General features: G+C 74.6%; 13 protein-coding genes, 7 tRNA genes and 1 pseudogene. 10 read left to right on the top strand and 11 right to left on the bottom strand.

From position 1 onward, the window contains the following. Nucleotides 1-188 precede the first annotated feature (188 nt). Nucleotides 189-914, top strand: coding sequence for a 3'-5' exonuclease (locus ACFYXV_RS21500; RefSeq protein WP_383341720.1), 726 nt, complete (start codon nt 189-191; stop codon nt 912-914). Nucleotides 915-984: 70 nt separating this feature from the next. Here ACFYXV_RS21500 and ACFYXV_RS21495 read toward each other — a convergent pair. Beyond that, nucleotides 985-1,056, bottom strand: a tRNA-Val gene (locus ACFYXV_RS21495). 39 nt (nt 1,057-1,095) lie between these two features. Then, a complete protein-coding gene (locus tag ACFYXV_RS21490) occupies nt 1,096-1,602 on the bottom strand; it encodes an SRPBCC family protein (protein WP_385470382.1) in 507 nt (168 codons plus the stop codon). Nucleotides 1,603-1,796: 194 nt separating this feature from the next. Here ACFYXV_RS21490 and ACFYXV_RS21485 point away from each other — a divergent pair, with 194 nt between their 5' ends. Next, nucleotides 1,797-4,163, top strand: coding sequence for an SCO7613 C-terminal domain-containing membrane protein (locus tag ACFYXV_RS21485; RefSeq protein WP_389383760.1), 2,367 nt, complete (start codon nt 1,797-1,799; stop codon nt 4,161-4,163). 64 nt (nt 4,164-4,227) lie between these two features. Here the strand turns inward: ACFYXV_RS21485 and ACFYXV_RS21480 are convergent. Then, nucleotides 4,228-4,299: transfer RNA gene (locus ACFYXV_RS21480), tRNA-Val, on the bottom strand. Nucleotides 4,300-4,356: 57 nt separating this feature from the next. Next, nucleotides 4,357-4,827, bottom strand: a complete 471-nt coding sequence (locus ACFYXV_RS21475; RefSeq protein WP_385470386.1) for a TIGR02611 family protein — start codon at nt 4,825-4,827, stop codon at nt 4,357-4,359. A 177-nt stretch (nt 4,828-5,004) separates the two neighbouring features. Between ACFYXV_RS21475 and ACFYXV_RS21470 the strand changes: the two genes are divergently transcribed. After that, nucleotides 5,005-5,418: an SsgA family sporulation/cell division regulator gene (locus ACFYXV_RS21470; RefSeq protein WP_030011909.1), complete on the top strand. Its 414-nt coding sequence runs from the start codon at nt 5,005-5,007 to the stop codon at nt 5,416-5,418. A 288-nt stretch (nt 5,419-5,706) separates the two neighbouring features. Beyond that, nucleotides 5,707-6,261: pseudogene (locus ACFYXV_RS21465) on the top strand (CGNR zinc finger domain-containing protein); the annotation flags it as partial. Nucleotides 6,262-6,315: 54 nt separating this feature from the next. Here the strand turns inward: ACFYXV_RS21465 and ACFYXV_RS21460 are convergent. Both ACFYXV_RS21460 and ACFYXV_RS21455 read right to left on the bottom strand, forming a co-directional pair. Then, the gene (locus ACFYXV_RS21460; protein WP_385470388.1) at nt 6,316-6,495 is read right to left on the bottom strand and encodes a hypothetical protein; all 180 of its coding nucleotides are present in this window, start codon (nt 6,493-6,495) and stop codon (nt 6,316-6,318) included. 150 nt (nt 6,496-6,645) lie between these two features. After that, entirely contained in the window at nt 6,646-7,116 is a 471-nt protein-coding gene (locus ACFYXV_RS21455) for a hypothetical protein (RefSeq protein ID WP_385470390.1), read from the bottom strand. A gap of 170 nt (nt 7,117-7,286) precedes the next feature. Here ACFYXV_RS21455 and ACFYXV_RS21450 point away from each other — a divergent pair, with 170 nt between their 5' ends. After that, the gene (locus ACFYXV_RS21450; RefSeq protein ID WP_385470392.1) at nt 7,287-7,790 is read left to right on the top strand and encodes a DsbA family protein; all 504 of its coding nucleotides are present in this window, start codon (nt 7,287-7,289) and stop codon (nt 7,788-7,790) included. Between the two features lie 7 nt (nt 7,791-7,797). On the opposite strand, the gene ACFYXV_RS21445 is transcribed toward ACFYXV_RS21450, so the two are convergent. The 3 genes from ACFYXV_RS21445 to ACFYXV_RS21435 all read right to left on the bottom strand — a co-directional run bounded on the left by ACFYXV_RS21445 (nt 7,798) and on the right by ACFYXV_RS21435 (nt 10,582). Then, nucleotides 7,798-8,622: a GNAT family N-acetyltransferase gene (locus ACFYXV_RS21445; RefSeq protein WP_389383759.1), complete on the bottom strand. Its 825-nt coding sequence runs from the start codon at nt 8,620-8,622 to the stop codon at nt 7,798-7,800. Between the two features lie 63 nt (nt 8,623-8,685). Beyond that, a complete protein-coding gene (locus tag ACFYXV_RS21440) occupies nt 8,686-9,510 on the bottom strand; it encodes an aminotransferase class IV (protein WP_385470396.1) in 825 nt (274 codons plus the stop codon). A gap of 16 nt (nt 9,511-9,526) precedes the next feature. After that, nucleotides 9,527-10,582: a chorismate-binding protein gene (locus ACFYXV_RS21435; protein WP_385470398.1), complete on the bottom strand. Its 1,056-nt coding sequence runs from the start codon at nt 10,580-10,582 to the stop codon at nt 9,527-9,529. Nucleotides 10,583-10,762: 180 nt separating this feature from the next. Here ACFYXV_RS21435 and ACFYXV_RS21430 point away from each other — a divergent pair. The 5 genes from ACFYXV_RS21430 (at nt 10,763) to ACFYXV_RS21410 (ending at nt 11,235) form a co-directional block, all read left to right on the top strand. Then, a tRNA-Gly gene (locus tag ACFYXV_RS21430) sits at nt 10,763-10,835 on the top strand. A 38-nt stretch (nt 10,836-10,873) separates the two neighbouring features. Beyond that, nucleotides 10,874-10,947 (top strand) — tRNA-Cys (locus ACFYXV_RS21425). Nucleotide 10,948: 1 nt separating this feature from the next. After that, nucleotides 10,949-11,020, top strand: a tRNA-Val gene (locus ACFYXV_RS21420). Between the two features lie 19 nt (nt 11,021-11,039). Next, a tRNA-Val gene (locus ACFYXV_RS21415) sits at nt 11,040-11,111 on the top strand. A gap of 49 nt (nt 11,112-11,160) precedes the next feature. Beyond that, a tRNA-Val gene (locus ACFYXV_RS21410) sits at nt 11,161-11,235 on the top strand. Between the two features lie 76 nt (nt 11,236-11,311). Here ACFYXV_RS21410 and ACFYXV_RS21405 read toward each other — a convergent pair. Next, nucleotides 11,312-11,617, bottom strand: coding sequence for a zf-TFIIB domain-containing protein (locus ACFYXV_RS21405; RefSeq protein ID WP_030157333.1), 306 nt, complete (start codon nt 11,615-11,617; stop codon nt 11,312-11,314). A gap of 65 nt (nt 11,618-11,682) precedes the next feature. Next, a complete protein-coding gene (locus ACFYXV_RS21400; RefSeq protein WP_385470400.1) occupies nt 11,683-12,723 on the bottom strand; it encodes a phosphotransferase family protein in 1,041 nt (346 codons plus the stop codon). Nucleotides 12,724-12,861: the final 138 nt, after the last annotated feature.

Genomic DNA, 12,861 nt, shown 5'->3' with positions numbered 1-12,861 from the left:
TGTGGTGGGTGGGGTGATGACCGGTCATGTGTGCGGTCCCCCAGGGAAGTTGTCTCCGTAGCGGAAGGTCCGCAAACGGCGTACGGCGCAAACAGGCCGGGTATCACCGATGCGGGCAGGGGTGGCACGTTCCGAGGCGGCGGTGCCCGGGTGCGCCCCGACTGCCGATCGGGAACGAGGAGTTCGCCATGACGCGCTGGTATGAGGGGCCGCTGGCCGCATTCGACACGGAGACGACCGGGGTGGACGTGGAGCAGGACCGGATCGTGTCCGCCGCTCTCATCGTGCAGGAGTGTGCGGGCGGCCGGGTCCGCTCCACCCGCTGGCTGGTCAATCCCGGTATTCCGGTGCCCCCGGGCGCCACGGAAGTGCACGGTCTGACCGATGAGCACCTCCAGCGCAACGGGCGGTGGCCGGCGCCGGTGGTGGAGGAGATAGCCCGTTCGCTCGGGGAGCAGCTGGTGGCGGGCCGGCCGGTGGTGGTGATGAACGCGCCGTTCGACCTGACGCTGCTGGACCGGGAGTTGCGCCGGCACCGGGCGTCGACGCTGGCGCGGTACCTGGACAACCGGCCGCTGACGGTGCTGGACCCCCGGGTGCTGGACAAGCACCTGGACCGGTACCGCAAAGGCCGCCGGACGCTGACGGACCTGTGCGCGCACTACGGGATAGAGCTGGAGGGGGCGCATGACGCGGCGGCGGACGCGCTGGCGTCGCTGGAGCTCGTACGGGCGGTGGGGCGCCGGTTCGCGGCCCGGCTGGAGCGGCTGACCCCGGCGGAGCTGCACACGCTCCAGGCGGTGTGGCACGCGGCGCAGGCGCGCGGGCTGCAGGCGTGGTTCGCGCGGCAGGGGACGCCGGAGGCGGTGGACCCGCACTGGCCGCTGCGGCCGGAGATGGGGGCGGCGGCGTAGGCCGGCGGCGGCAACGGGCCCCGGACGTGCGGAAGGCCGGCCCGTCGTGAGACGGACCGGCCTGACCCGGTGGGCGATACTGGGATCGAACCAGTGACCCCTTCGGTGTGAACGAAGTGCTCTCCCGCTGAGCTAATCGCCCGGGAACGGGTTGAACAATACAAGAGGCACGGGGTCTGGTTCAAACCGCTTCCGGTGAGAGGGCCAGCCGGGCCGCGAGCGCGTGCCGTCCGGCCCGCATCATCAGGGCGTGGTTGAGCCGGAACGCGGGCCGCACCGGCACCGCGAGGCGCCGCAGCAGGGGGCTGCGCACCTCGACCTCCTGCTCGTACAGCGCCCGCGTCCCGCGTCCGCCGGCTCCCCGGCGGGCCCGTACGGTCCACCGCGCCCAGCCCTCGACGTCCCCGTGCAGGGCCGCTTCCAGGAGCCCCCGGCCGGGGTCGCGCAGCAGTTCGGTGGCGGTCATCCGGATCTCGTACGGGAGGAGGGAGCGGATGAGCAGGGCGCCGCTGTGGTCGCCGGTCCGCTCGGCCTCGCGGACCTGGGGCCACCAGTGCGGGTAGTCGCCGGTCCGCTCCAGTACGGAGTACACCCGCGCGGGCGGGGCGTCGAGGTCCCACACGCTGCGGAAGCGGTAGCGGTTCCAGCGGTCCAGGCGGCTGTGGTGGTCCATGCGGCTGCGGTCCATGGCCCCAGTCTGGATCGGCGGGACGGCGTGCGGGGCCCGCTCCCGCGCATCCACTCTTCCGTGCGTACGGATGCGCACGCACGGGACATGAGTGCGTACTCCCGTGTACTCCCGTGTACTCCGGTGCTACTCAGCGGGGATCTGAGTACGCGCGCCCATGTCCTGACGGCGTGACGGCCGCCACACTCCGGAGCATGGCGACTCCTCCACCCGGCATCCCCCTGCCACCCGCCCACGAGCTGGCGCTCATCGACCGGGAACTGGCTCAACTCGATGTCCGGCGCACGTACTTGCTGGCGCGGCGGGACTGGCTGCTGCGGCTGCCGGCTCCGGCTCCGGACGGCCGGGGCGCGCGGGCGACGGGTTCCCCCGCCCGCCCGAAGGAGGCCTCGGGCCCGGGGGCGCAGAACGTGCTGCTGACGCTGGGCGCGGTGCTGCTCGCGGTGGCCGCGCTGGCGTTCACGCTGGTCAGCTGGGGGTCCCTGGGGATCGCCGGGCGCAGCGCGGTGCTGGCCGTGGTGACGGCGGCGGCGCTGGGCGCGCCCGCGCCGCTGCTGCGCCGCGGGCTGCGGTCGACGGCCGAGTCGGTGGCGGCCGTGGGGCTGCTGCTGACGGTGCTGGACGCGTACGCGGTGTACGCGGTCGCCACCCCGGACACCGGCGGCACGGCGTACGCGGCGGGGGCGGCGGCCGTGCTGGCGGCGCTCTGGGCGGGGTACGCCCGGACCCTCCCCCGGCTGGCGCTCCCGCTGCCCGCGGCGGTGCTGACGGCGCAGCTGCCGCTGCCGCTGGCGGCGGTGGCCGCGGCGGCGGGCCCGGCGGGGACCGGCTGGGCGCTGCTGGCGACGGCGGCGCTGGACGCGGCGCTGGTGCTGCTGGTGCCCGGGGTCCGGGCGCGGGCGGCGGTGTCCGGTCCGGCGGCGGTGAGCGCGGCCGTCCTGGCGGCGGCGGCGCTGCTGACCGGGCTGGCGGAGCTGGCACGGGCCGGTTCGGCGGGGGCGGCGGCGGGTCCGGCGCTGCTGCTGGCGGCGGGTGCCGCGCTGGGCGTCGCGGTGGCCTGGCGGGAGCCCTCGGCGATGGCGGCCTCGGTCGCGGGCGGGCTCGCGGGGGTCGCGGCGCTGGGCGGCACGCTGCGGCCGGCCCTCGCGCCGGACTGGGCCGTGGTGGTCTTCCTGCTGCTCGCCCTGCCGCTGCTGGCGGCGGTACGGGCGAGCGGGATCCCGGCAGCGGCCCGGCGCGGCCTGGCCCTGGCAGGGGCGGGGGTGGCCGCCCTGGCGGCGCTGTCGGCACTGCTGCCGGCGGTGGCCTCGCTGGGGCTGCGGGTCCGGGTGCTGGGCGAGGTGTGGGCGGCGACGACCCCGGCCCGGGAGGCCTACGGGCCGGGCCCCGCGGCCACCGTGACCCTGCTGGTGGCGGCGGGGGCGGCCGGGTGGGTGGCCCGGGTGCTGCCGCGTCCCGAGCCGGGCGTGCTCGCGGTGGTGCTCGGCTGGGCCGGGCTGTTCACGGCGCCGCTGCTGTACGGGCTGCCGGTGGCGGCGGTGCTCGCGGCGCAGCTGGCGGTGACGGCGGCGGCCGGGGTGTGCGCGCTGCGGCTCGGGCGCGGGCCGGGGTACGCGGCCGCGGTGTGCGCGCTGGTGGGGGCGCTGAACCTGTCGGTGGCCGCGCTGGACGGCCGTACGGCCACCTTCGCCGTGTTCGGGCTGCTGGGCGCGGGCTGCGCGGCGGGGGCGGCGCTGCGGCCGGCTCCGCTGCCCGTACGGGCCGGCGCCGCGGTGCTGGCCGTCGGGTACGCGGCGGCCGTGGCGGCGGCGCTGGGGGCGCTGTGGGGGCTCGCGGTGTCCTGGTGGGCGCTGCCGCTGCTGGCGATCCCGGCGGCGGTGGCGGCCGGCCCGCGGCTGGGCCGGGTGCGGCTCCCGGCGGAGCTCGCGGCGGGCGCGGTCGGCGCGGTGGCGCTGCTGCTCGTGTGCCGGCCGTGGGAGCCGGCGAGGGCGGCGCTGGTGTGCGCGCTGGCCGGGGTGGTCTGCGCGGGCGCGGCGGTGCGGGGGGAGCGGCGCGCGCTCGGCTGGGCGGCCGGGGCCCTGTTCCTGGCGGCGGCGTGGATCCGGCTGTCGGCGTCGGGGGTCCAGGTCCCGGAGGCGTACACGCTGCCGGTCACGGTGCCCGCGCTGGCGGTGGGCTTCGTACGACGGCGCCGGGACGCGGGGGCTTCGTCGTGGACGGCGTACGGGCCGGGGCTGGGCGCCACGCTGCTGCCGAGCCTGCTCGCGGCCTGGGGCGACCCCCACTGGCTGCGGCCGCTGCTGCTGGGGCTGGCGGCGCTGGCGGTCACCCTGCTCGGCGCGCACCGGCGGCTCCAGGCCCCGCTGCTGCTGGGCGGCGCCACCCTGGCCGCGGTGGCCCTGCACGAGCTGGCCCCGTACGTGGTCCAGGTCGCCGACGCGCTGCCGCGCTGGCTGCCCCCGGCGCTGGCCGGGCTGCTGCTCCTGGTGGTGGGGGCGACGTACGAGAAGCGGCTGCGGGACGCGCGCCGGCTTCGGGACGCGCTCGGCCGGCTGCGGTAGCGGCGGGAGCGGGGGAACGCCGAGGGCCCGGAGACTTCGAAAGTCTCCGGGCCCTCGGTCCGGGTGGGCGATACTGGGTTCGAACCAGTGACCCCTTCGGTGTGAACGAAGTGCTCTCCCACTGAGCTAATCGCCCGGACGCACCGCAAACATTACCCCATGTCAGCGGTGGTTCCCGACCATCACCGGCCGGTCACTGGTCCTTGAGGTTCCAGGGCAGCGTGAGCCCGTACTTCCACAGGTAGAAGCCGACCAGCGCGCCGGCGATCACGAGCCCGACGCTGGTCAGGATGATGTTGCGGCGGCGGACCTTGGGGTCCAGCGCCTTCTGGGCCGCCTCGGTCACCTTGCGCTTGGTCCAGCGGAGCACCAGGTGGGCCCAGGCGAACTCGGTGGCCCAGATCGCCAGGCCCGCGAAGATCGCGACCCAGCCGGGGCCGGGCAGGACGAGCATGGCGATGCCCGCGCCGATGACGGCCAGCCCCACGACGAAGACGCCGACCTGCCAGCTCAGGTGCAGGGTGCGGCGCGACTTGATGAAGGCGGGAGCCTTCGATACGTGCGGCGCTTCTTCCGTGGTCTGCTGAGTGGCGTCATCGGCTGCGGACTCGACTCCGGACTCGGCTGCGGGCCCTTGGGCCCCGCGGTCACTCCCCGTATTCATGAGCCCGAATCTACCGGAGCCGGAAGCACACGTGAATGCAGCTTTGGATCCGCCGTCCGAGGGACCCAGAGGTCCGCAAAACGGTCAGAGGGGTTTACAACGGCACCGTAGGTGGCATGTCGATTTCGCCGACGTGCGAATCCCCGAGCGCACACTGAGCGAAAGGCCCTGGCGCTTATGAACACCACGGTCAGCTGCGAGCTGCACCTGCGCCTCGTTGTGTCGAGCGAGTCTTCACTGCCTGTCCCGGCGGGCCTGCGGTATGACACGGCCGATCCCTACGCCGTGCACGCCACCTTCCACACCGGCGCCGAGGAGACGGTCGAGTGGGTTTTCGCCCGAGACCTCCTCGCTGAGGGCCTCCACCGGCCCACCGGAACCGGAGACGTCCGCGTCTGGCCGTCCCGCAGCCACGGTCAGGGCGTCGTCTGCATCGCCCTGAGCTCACCGGAGGGAGAAGCGCTGCTCGAAGCACCCGCCCGCGCACTCGAATCGTTCCTCAAGCGGACGGACGCCGCGGTTCCACCCGGGACCGAACACCGGCACTTCGACCTCGACAAGGAGCTCTCCCACATCCTGGCCGAAAGCTGAGCCAGGCCCTCAGGGAGCACCTCCCGGCACGCGCCGGGGGCCACTCCGCACCGTCCGACTCGGGGCGACGGTGCGGGCTGGACGAAAACCACATACGGCAGTGCCGGCGCTGTTCTCGCGGAAGCCGTCCGCGAGGGCGGCGCCGGTGTGCGTGGCGCGGCCCATCCCGTCCCTTGTGACGCGGCCGCCACAGAGGTCCCTCCCGGTTCGGCCCGGGCACGGCTAGAGTCGGCCCCCATCGGCGGCACTGGTCCGTCGCCGCAGGCCCGGCCCCCAGGGAGCAACCCCGTGCAGATTCCCCACGACACCCGTCGCGCGCTCGACGTCGTCGTCGCGCTGGTGAACACCGCGGCCGAGGCGGAGCAGCCCGACGGACTGGCGGACGTCGGCTCGCTGCGCGAGTTCGTGCGCGAGTACAAGATCAGCGACATCGGCGAGCTCGGCGCCCGCGACCTCGCCGGGGTGCGGACGGTCCGCGGCAAGTTCGCCCAGGTCTTCGGGGCGCCCAACCCCCGGACGGCGGCCGGACTGATCAACGAGCTGGTGGCGACCGCGGGCACCACCCCGCAGCTGACCGACCACGACGGCTACGACTGGCACGTCCACTACTTCGCGCCCGGCGCCTCGCTGGGCGACCACCTGGCCGCCGACGGCGGCATGGCGCTGGCCTTCATCGTGGTCTCCGGCGAACAGGAGCGGCTGCGCCGCTGCGAGGCCCCCGACTGCCGGCGGGCCTTCGTGGACCTCTCCCGCAACCGCTCGCGGCGCTATTGCGACAGCCGTACCTGCGGGAACCGGCTGCACGTGGCGGCGTACCGGGCCCGGCGCAAGGAGGCCGACGCGGGACCGCCGGAGCAGGACGCGCGGCAGGACGCGCGGCAGGGCGCGCAGCCGGGCTCACAGCAGGAAGAGGTCGTGCACGGCGGCCAGCAGCAACAGGGTGCCGATCACCCCTAGGAAGATCATCAGGGGCGGCTGGGAGAGCGCGAAGAGGCAGCCTCGCGGCTCCTGGGCGACGGGGACGGGGACCGGGGCCGGGACGGAAGCCGGCGGGTCGCCCTGCGATGTGTCGAGCATGTCGGGGCGATGATCGCGCAGGGCGCGCGCAGACGGCCCCCAACACGCCAGCCTTTACGCGGGAGTTCACCCCTTCTCGTCAGAGTTGCGGCAATACCGTGCGCGACCCCCGGGCGGCGTGCTTCAGATGCCGTGTTCGGATTCCGTGCTTCAGATTCCGTGCTTCTTCAGGATCGCCTCGATGTCGGAGAAGTCGTCCGCGGGAGCGGCGGGCGCCTGGCGGGATCCCGGCTGCGGGCGGGAGCCCTGGCCCAGCGAGGGGGCGGAAGCGGCCGGGGCCACGGCCTCCTGCGCGGGGCGCCCCTTGGCCGCCTTCGCGGCCTTCGAGGGCCTGACCGCCTCGGCGGGCCCCTCCCCCGCGCCCCGCCCGCGCCGCTCGATGGCGCGCGTGGTCATGAACAGCACCCAGGAGAGCCCGAGCAGCCCGAAGCCCAACCAGACGGCCGGCTTGAAGACCATCCCGGACACCCACTCCACGACGCCCGTCAGCACCAGGGCGACCGGCACCAGCGCGTACGCCGTGATCCGCGTGGCGGCGAGGAAGCGCTTGCGGTAGGCGGCCACCGCGGCGATGCCCAGGCCCGCCGCGGACACCGCGGAACATATGGTCTCGGCCAGCATGCGGTCCTCCAGGGGTGGGCGATCGGTCCCCTCCATCCTGCACCGGGCACGACCGCGGAGGCCACGCCCCGGGCCGGTCCGGACCGGATCTCCGGGAGATCTAGGGGTCGCGCCTCCTCCCCAAGGGGTGCGTTTCGATGGCGGCGCCCGGTGACTGGGACACTGGGCCCATGACCGATTCCGTGATCCTCGACGTCTGGTGCGAACTCCAGTGCCCGGACTGCCACCGCGCCCTGGACGACGTACGCGCCCTGCGGGCCCGCTACGGCGACCGGCTGGACATCCGGCTGCGCCACTTCCCGCTGGAGAAGCACAAGCACGCCTTCGCGGGCGCGCAGGCCGCCGAGGAGGCCGCGGAGCAGGGGCAGGCCTGGCCGTACGTGGAGGCCGTCCTGGCCCGCACCGCGGAGCTCGGCGAGCGCGGCGAGGCCGTCCTGCTGGACGTGGCGCGCGAACTCGGCCTCGACGCCGAGGAGCTCGACACCGCACTGATCGACGGACGGCACATCCTGATCGTCGACGCCGACCAGGCCGAGGGCAAGGCCATCGGCGTGACCGGCACCCCGACGTACGTCATCGGCGGCGAGCGCCTCGACGGCGGCAAGAGCCAGGAGGGCCTGCGCGCCCGGATCGAGGAGATCGCGGACCGCCTGCTGTCCGCCGACGGCGCGTAGGCGCCGCCTAGAGCAGGTCCTTGGCGTAGTTGACGTTCGCCGTCCGGTAGCCGAGGGACTCGTACAGCCTCAGGGCCGGGGTGTTGCCCGCGAAGACCTGGAGGCCGAGGACGCGGTGGCCCCCGGCGAGGGCCGTGCGCTCGGCGAGGAGCATCAGGTCGCGCCCGTGCCCACGGCCCCGGTGCTCCTCGGCGACGGCGACGTCGAAGACGTACGAGCCCTCGCCGTGGGGCGCCGTCCACACGTGGCCGACGGGGACGCCGTCCGCCTCCAGGACGGAGAGGGTGGCGCCCTCGGTGGCCAGTCCGCGGGGCAGCGCGCGCTCGTGGTCGGCCACCGACTTCGCCCGCGCCGCCTCCTGCGGCATGCCGCGGCTGGTCCAGTCCTCGGCGTAGCCCTCGATCGCCCCGACGAGCCAGACCTCGTACTCGGCCGCCGTCATGGGGCGGCCGAGCGCCCCCGCGCGGAGCTCGGGCGGCTCCGCCGGGAGGTCCTTGGCCATGTACCGGCTGTACTCGGCGTACCCGAGCGCCTGCGCCATCCGCAGGCCGCCCGCCGAGGCCGCGGGTACGCTGACGCGGACCCGGCGGCAGCCCCAGCCGCGCAGCACCTCCTCGGCGGCCAGCGCCCCGACGGTGGCGCGCCCGCGCCGCCGGTCCGGTTCGTCGACCGCGAGGTCGCGTATCTCGCCCACGGTCGGCCCGAAGGCCGTGTCGCAGGCGACCAGCAGCGCACCGACGCGCCTGCTGTTGACCCGGATCTCGTACGGGCGCGACCGCGCGCCCCCACTGCTCTGCTGAAGCGGCCCGCTCGGCCGCAGGGTGGTGGTCATCAATCGAGTTCTACCCGCTCGGCGGCCCCCTGCGACAGCCGATATGCGGGCGGATCGACCGGCTCAGGGGTCGAGGTCCGCGCCGGCGCGCGCCTCGAAGATCCGCATGGCCTCGGCCGTGACGGGTCCCGGCACGGCCGCGACGGTGGCGCGTCCGTCGACCCGGTGGACGGCCTGCACGTCGCGCAGCGTGGAGGTCAGGAAGATCTCCTCGGCCTGTTCCAGTGCCTCGAAGGGCAGGTCCGTCTCCTTGGCCCCGGCCCACTCCAGAACGAGGGCCCGGGTGATTCCGGCGAGGCAGCCGGAGGCGAGGGGCGGGGTGTGCAGCTCCCCGTCGAGGACGACGAACACGTTGGAGCCGGTGCCCTCGCAGAGCCGTCCGACGGTGTTCGCGAACAGGGCCTCGGAGGCCCCGGCCCGGTGGGCGGCGGCCAGCGCGACGACGTTCTCCGCGTACGAGGTGGTCTTCAGGCCCGCCACGGCGGAGCGCTCGTTGCGCACCCAGGGCACGGTGATCACGGCGGTGGTGTCCGGCCTGCGGACCTCCTCGGCGACGGCCACCACGAGGGTGGGGCCGCGGTCCCCGCGGTCGGAGCCGAGCGGTGACACACCGCCGGTGTAGGTGATGCGCATGCGGGCGAGCGGCAGCGGGTTGGCCTCCAGGACGGCCGCGCAGGCCCGGCGCACCTCGTCCGGGTCGGGGTCGGCCAGTCCGAGGCCGCGGGCCGAGCGGGTCAGCCGGTCCACGTGCCGGGTGAGCGCGAAGGCAGTGCCGCGCTCCGCCTTCACGGTCTCGAACACTCCGTCGCCCACGGTCAGCCCGTGGTCGAAGACGGACACCTGTGCGCTGTCGGCGTTCCGCAGCGCGCCGTCGAGCCAGATCCTCACCGTACGATCCCTCCGCTCACCCAGGGGTGCCGGTCACCTCATGGGTTCCCGACGCTACCCGGAGCAACCGGGCGGCCTTCAGTTCCGTCTCGGCCCATTCGCGGTCGGGGTCGGAGCCCCAGGTGATGCCGGCGCCGGTGCCGAAGAGCAGGCTCGGGCCGCCGGGCCGGCGGCGGTCGATCCAGAAGGTGCGGATGCCGACGGCGAGCTCGGCGGTGCCGCGGTCGGCGTCGACCCAGCCGATGCCCCCGCAATAGGGGCCGCGGGGCGCGGTCTCCAGGGCCTCGATGATCCGCAGCGCCGAGGACTTGGGGGCGCCGGTGACGGAGCCGGGCGGGAAGGTGGCGGCGAGGAGCTCGGGCCATCCGGCGCCCGCGGCGAGTTCGCCGCTGACGGTGGAGACGAGGTGGACCAGGCCCGGGTGCTCCTCGACGGCGCAGAGCTCGGGCACGGTGACGGATCCGGTGGCGCAGACCCGTCCGAGGTCGTTGCGTACGAGGTCCACGATCATGACGTTCTCGGCGTGGTCCTTGGGCAGGAGGTCGGCGGCGGTCCGGCCTGTCCCCTTGATCGGGCCCGATTCCACGTGGCGGCCGGCCCGGCGCAGGTACAGCTCGGGGGAGGCGGTGGCGATCTCCACCCCGTGGGCCGGGAGCCGAATCGTTCCTGCGTACGGGGCCGGGTTGCCGCGGGCGAGCAGCGCCGTGAGGGCGTCGACGTCGGCCCGGTCGGGGTCGGGCAGCGGCGCGGACATCACGCGGCAGAGGTTGGCCTGGTAGACCTCCCCGGCGGCGATGTGCTCGCGGATGCGGCGTACGCCGGCCGTGTAGGCCGTGCGGTCGAGGGAGGAGGACCACTGGTCGGCGGCGGGGCCGCGCCAGGCCCCCGGGACGGGCGCCGGGACGGGGTCGGGGCGTATGTCGCCGAAGCGGGCGCAGACCAGCCGGCCCTCGAAGTCTGCGGCGACCGCCCAGAAGCCCGTCGAGTCGAGGGCGGAGGGGTCGCTGGTGACGTCTCGGAGGTCGGTCGCGAGGAGGCCGCCGAAGCGGGCCAGGGGAAGCAGGTCGTGCACGGCTGCGAGTCTATGACCGGTGACGCCTCGGCGCCGGAGAGGTGACTGCCGGGTGACCGGTGGTGATCGAGCGGCAGCACGCTGCGGAAACGCGTTTTTGAGCTGGCCCGGGAATCCGCTAGAGTTCAACACGTCGCCAGGGAGCGAAGGGGGAAAACCCCGGAGCGAACACGGTGACCTGCGGACGTAGCTCAGTTGGTAGAGCACCACCTTGCCAAGGTGGATGTCGCGAGTTCGAGTCTCGTCGTCCGCTCGAAGTGGGGGATCTTCCCGAGAACCCCTGCAGCTCCAGGTGGAGTGGCCGAGAGGCGAGGCAACGGCCTGCAAAGCCGTCTACACGGGTTCAAATCCCGTCTCCACCTCCAAGGACGATTAGCTCAGCGGGAGAGCGCTTCCCTGACACGGAAGAGGTCACTGGTTCAATCCCAGTATCGTCCACTGGTCCGCAAGGACCCCCGCGCGATTAGCTCAGCGGGAGAGCGCTTCCCTGACACGGAAGAGGTCACTGGTTCAATCCCAGTATCGCGCACGCAGTACACGCACCACCTGCTTGAACTGCGGTCTTGCACCGCGGTCCCGCGCGATTAGCTCAGCGGGAGAGCGCTTCCCTGACACGGAAGAGGTCACTGGTTCAATCCCAGTATCGCGCACCACCTCCGGAAGCCCCGGCCGTTCCCACGGCCGGGGCTTCCGCGTTGCCGGTGCGGCCCGGGCCGCACCGGCCGCGGCTCAGGAGGAGAAGAGCATCCGGCCGAAGCCGCCCTTGTGGTGGCCGTGGTGGCCGTGGCCGTGACCGCCGTGGTGCGGGGCGCCCCAGGCGGGGGCGGGGGCGTGCGCGGCCGGGTAGGGGGCCGGGGGCGCGGCGGGCGGCGGGACCTGGCCGTACTGGCCGCCGGTGTACTGGGATTCCAGGCGGGTCAGCGCCTCCAGCTCGCCGTAGTCGAGGAAGATGCCGCGGCAGTTGCTGCACTGCTCGATCTGGACACCGTTGCGGTTGTAGGTGTGCATCATCGCGTGACACTTCGGACACTGCATGACCGGATCAACTCCTCGCCGTCTGCTTCGACACCGGATGCATGCCCGGTGGCGTGAAGCTCACCCTACGACGGAGCCTGCGGCTCCAAGTCGGGCGGGAGGGACGCAATTCGGGCACAGGACTCCACCATCAGCCGCTCCACGTCCTCCAGTCGACGTCGGCTTTCTGCCGATTTGGCCAGGGCGAGGGCGGCGGTCTGCACGGTCAGGGCCCGGGCGGCGAGGTCCAGTTCCGGCCAGGGGTCGGAGCCGGGCGGCCCGGCCGCGGGGCCGCCCGCGGCGCGGTAGGAGTCGAGGAAGCGGACCCAGGCGCCGGTGTCCAGCAGCCCGGCGGCATACCAGGCGGCCGGCCGGGCCAGGTCCCAGGCGGGGGTCCCGATGCCGAGGTCGTCCACGTCGATGAGCCGCCAGCCCCCGTCCGGGCCGGGCCCCCTCACCAACTGCCCCAGGTGCAGGTCCCCGTGGCACAGGGCCCCGCCCCGGGGCGCCGGGGCCTCTCCCCGCACCCAGGCCGGCAGGGTCCGCGCGGCGGCCCGTACGAGGTCGCCGGCCGGCCGCCCCTCGGCGGGGCCGGGCACGAGCGCGGTCCCGGGCCGCGTCCCGCCGGCGCTCCGGGCGCCGTCGGCGCTCCGGACGGCGTCCCGGCCCCGGACCGCGCCGGAAGCCGTGGCCCGGGACAGGCGGCGCAGGGCGCGGGCGAGTTTGGCCGGGCCCCGCATCGGGGGGACCGGGCCGGGCAGCCGGTGCAGGGGGATCTGGTGCAGGGCCGCCAGCAGCCGCCCGGCCGCCTCCCAGGGGGCGTCCTCGGGCCGCTCCGGGTCGACCGGAGCCCCGTACGGCCACAGGGAGACCGGCCGGCCGCCGAGGTCGCCGACCTCGGGGCGCAGCGGGGCCAGCAGCACCCCGGCCAGCGCCTCGTCCGCGGCGATCCGCATCCGTACGGCCAGGCCCGCACGGTCGCTGTCCTCGGCGTGCGCCTTGGCGACGATCTCGCCGCAGCGCACGACGGTCCCGTCCTCGCGCTCGGCGAGCAGCTCGTAAGGGGTGCCCCGCTCCCCCGCACCGGCGTACGCCGCGAGGGCGGCGGGCAGTGGCTCCTGGTTCATCGCGGCTCCACGGCTCCCGTCGCTGGCTTCTCGGAAGCAGATTACGGAACCCCGGGGGCGCGTGAAGCGGCGGACGGCCGCGTGGGTGGACATGAAAAAGGGTGCTGCCCGTCCGACTCCCCAGTCGTACGGGCAGCA

The organism is Streptomyces sp. NPDC002181, assembly GCF_042890485.1.
In the GTDB taxonomy this organism is placed as follows: Bacteria; Actinomycetota; Actinomycetes; order Streptomycetales; family Streptomycetaceae; genus Streptomyces.
Note: the sequence above shows the minus strand (reverse complement) of the source record. Positions and strands in the feature narration are given on the sequence as shown.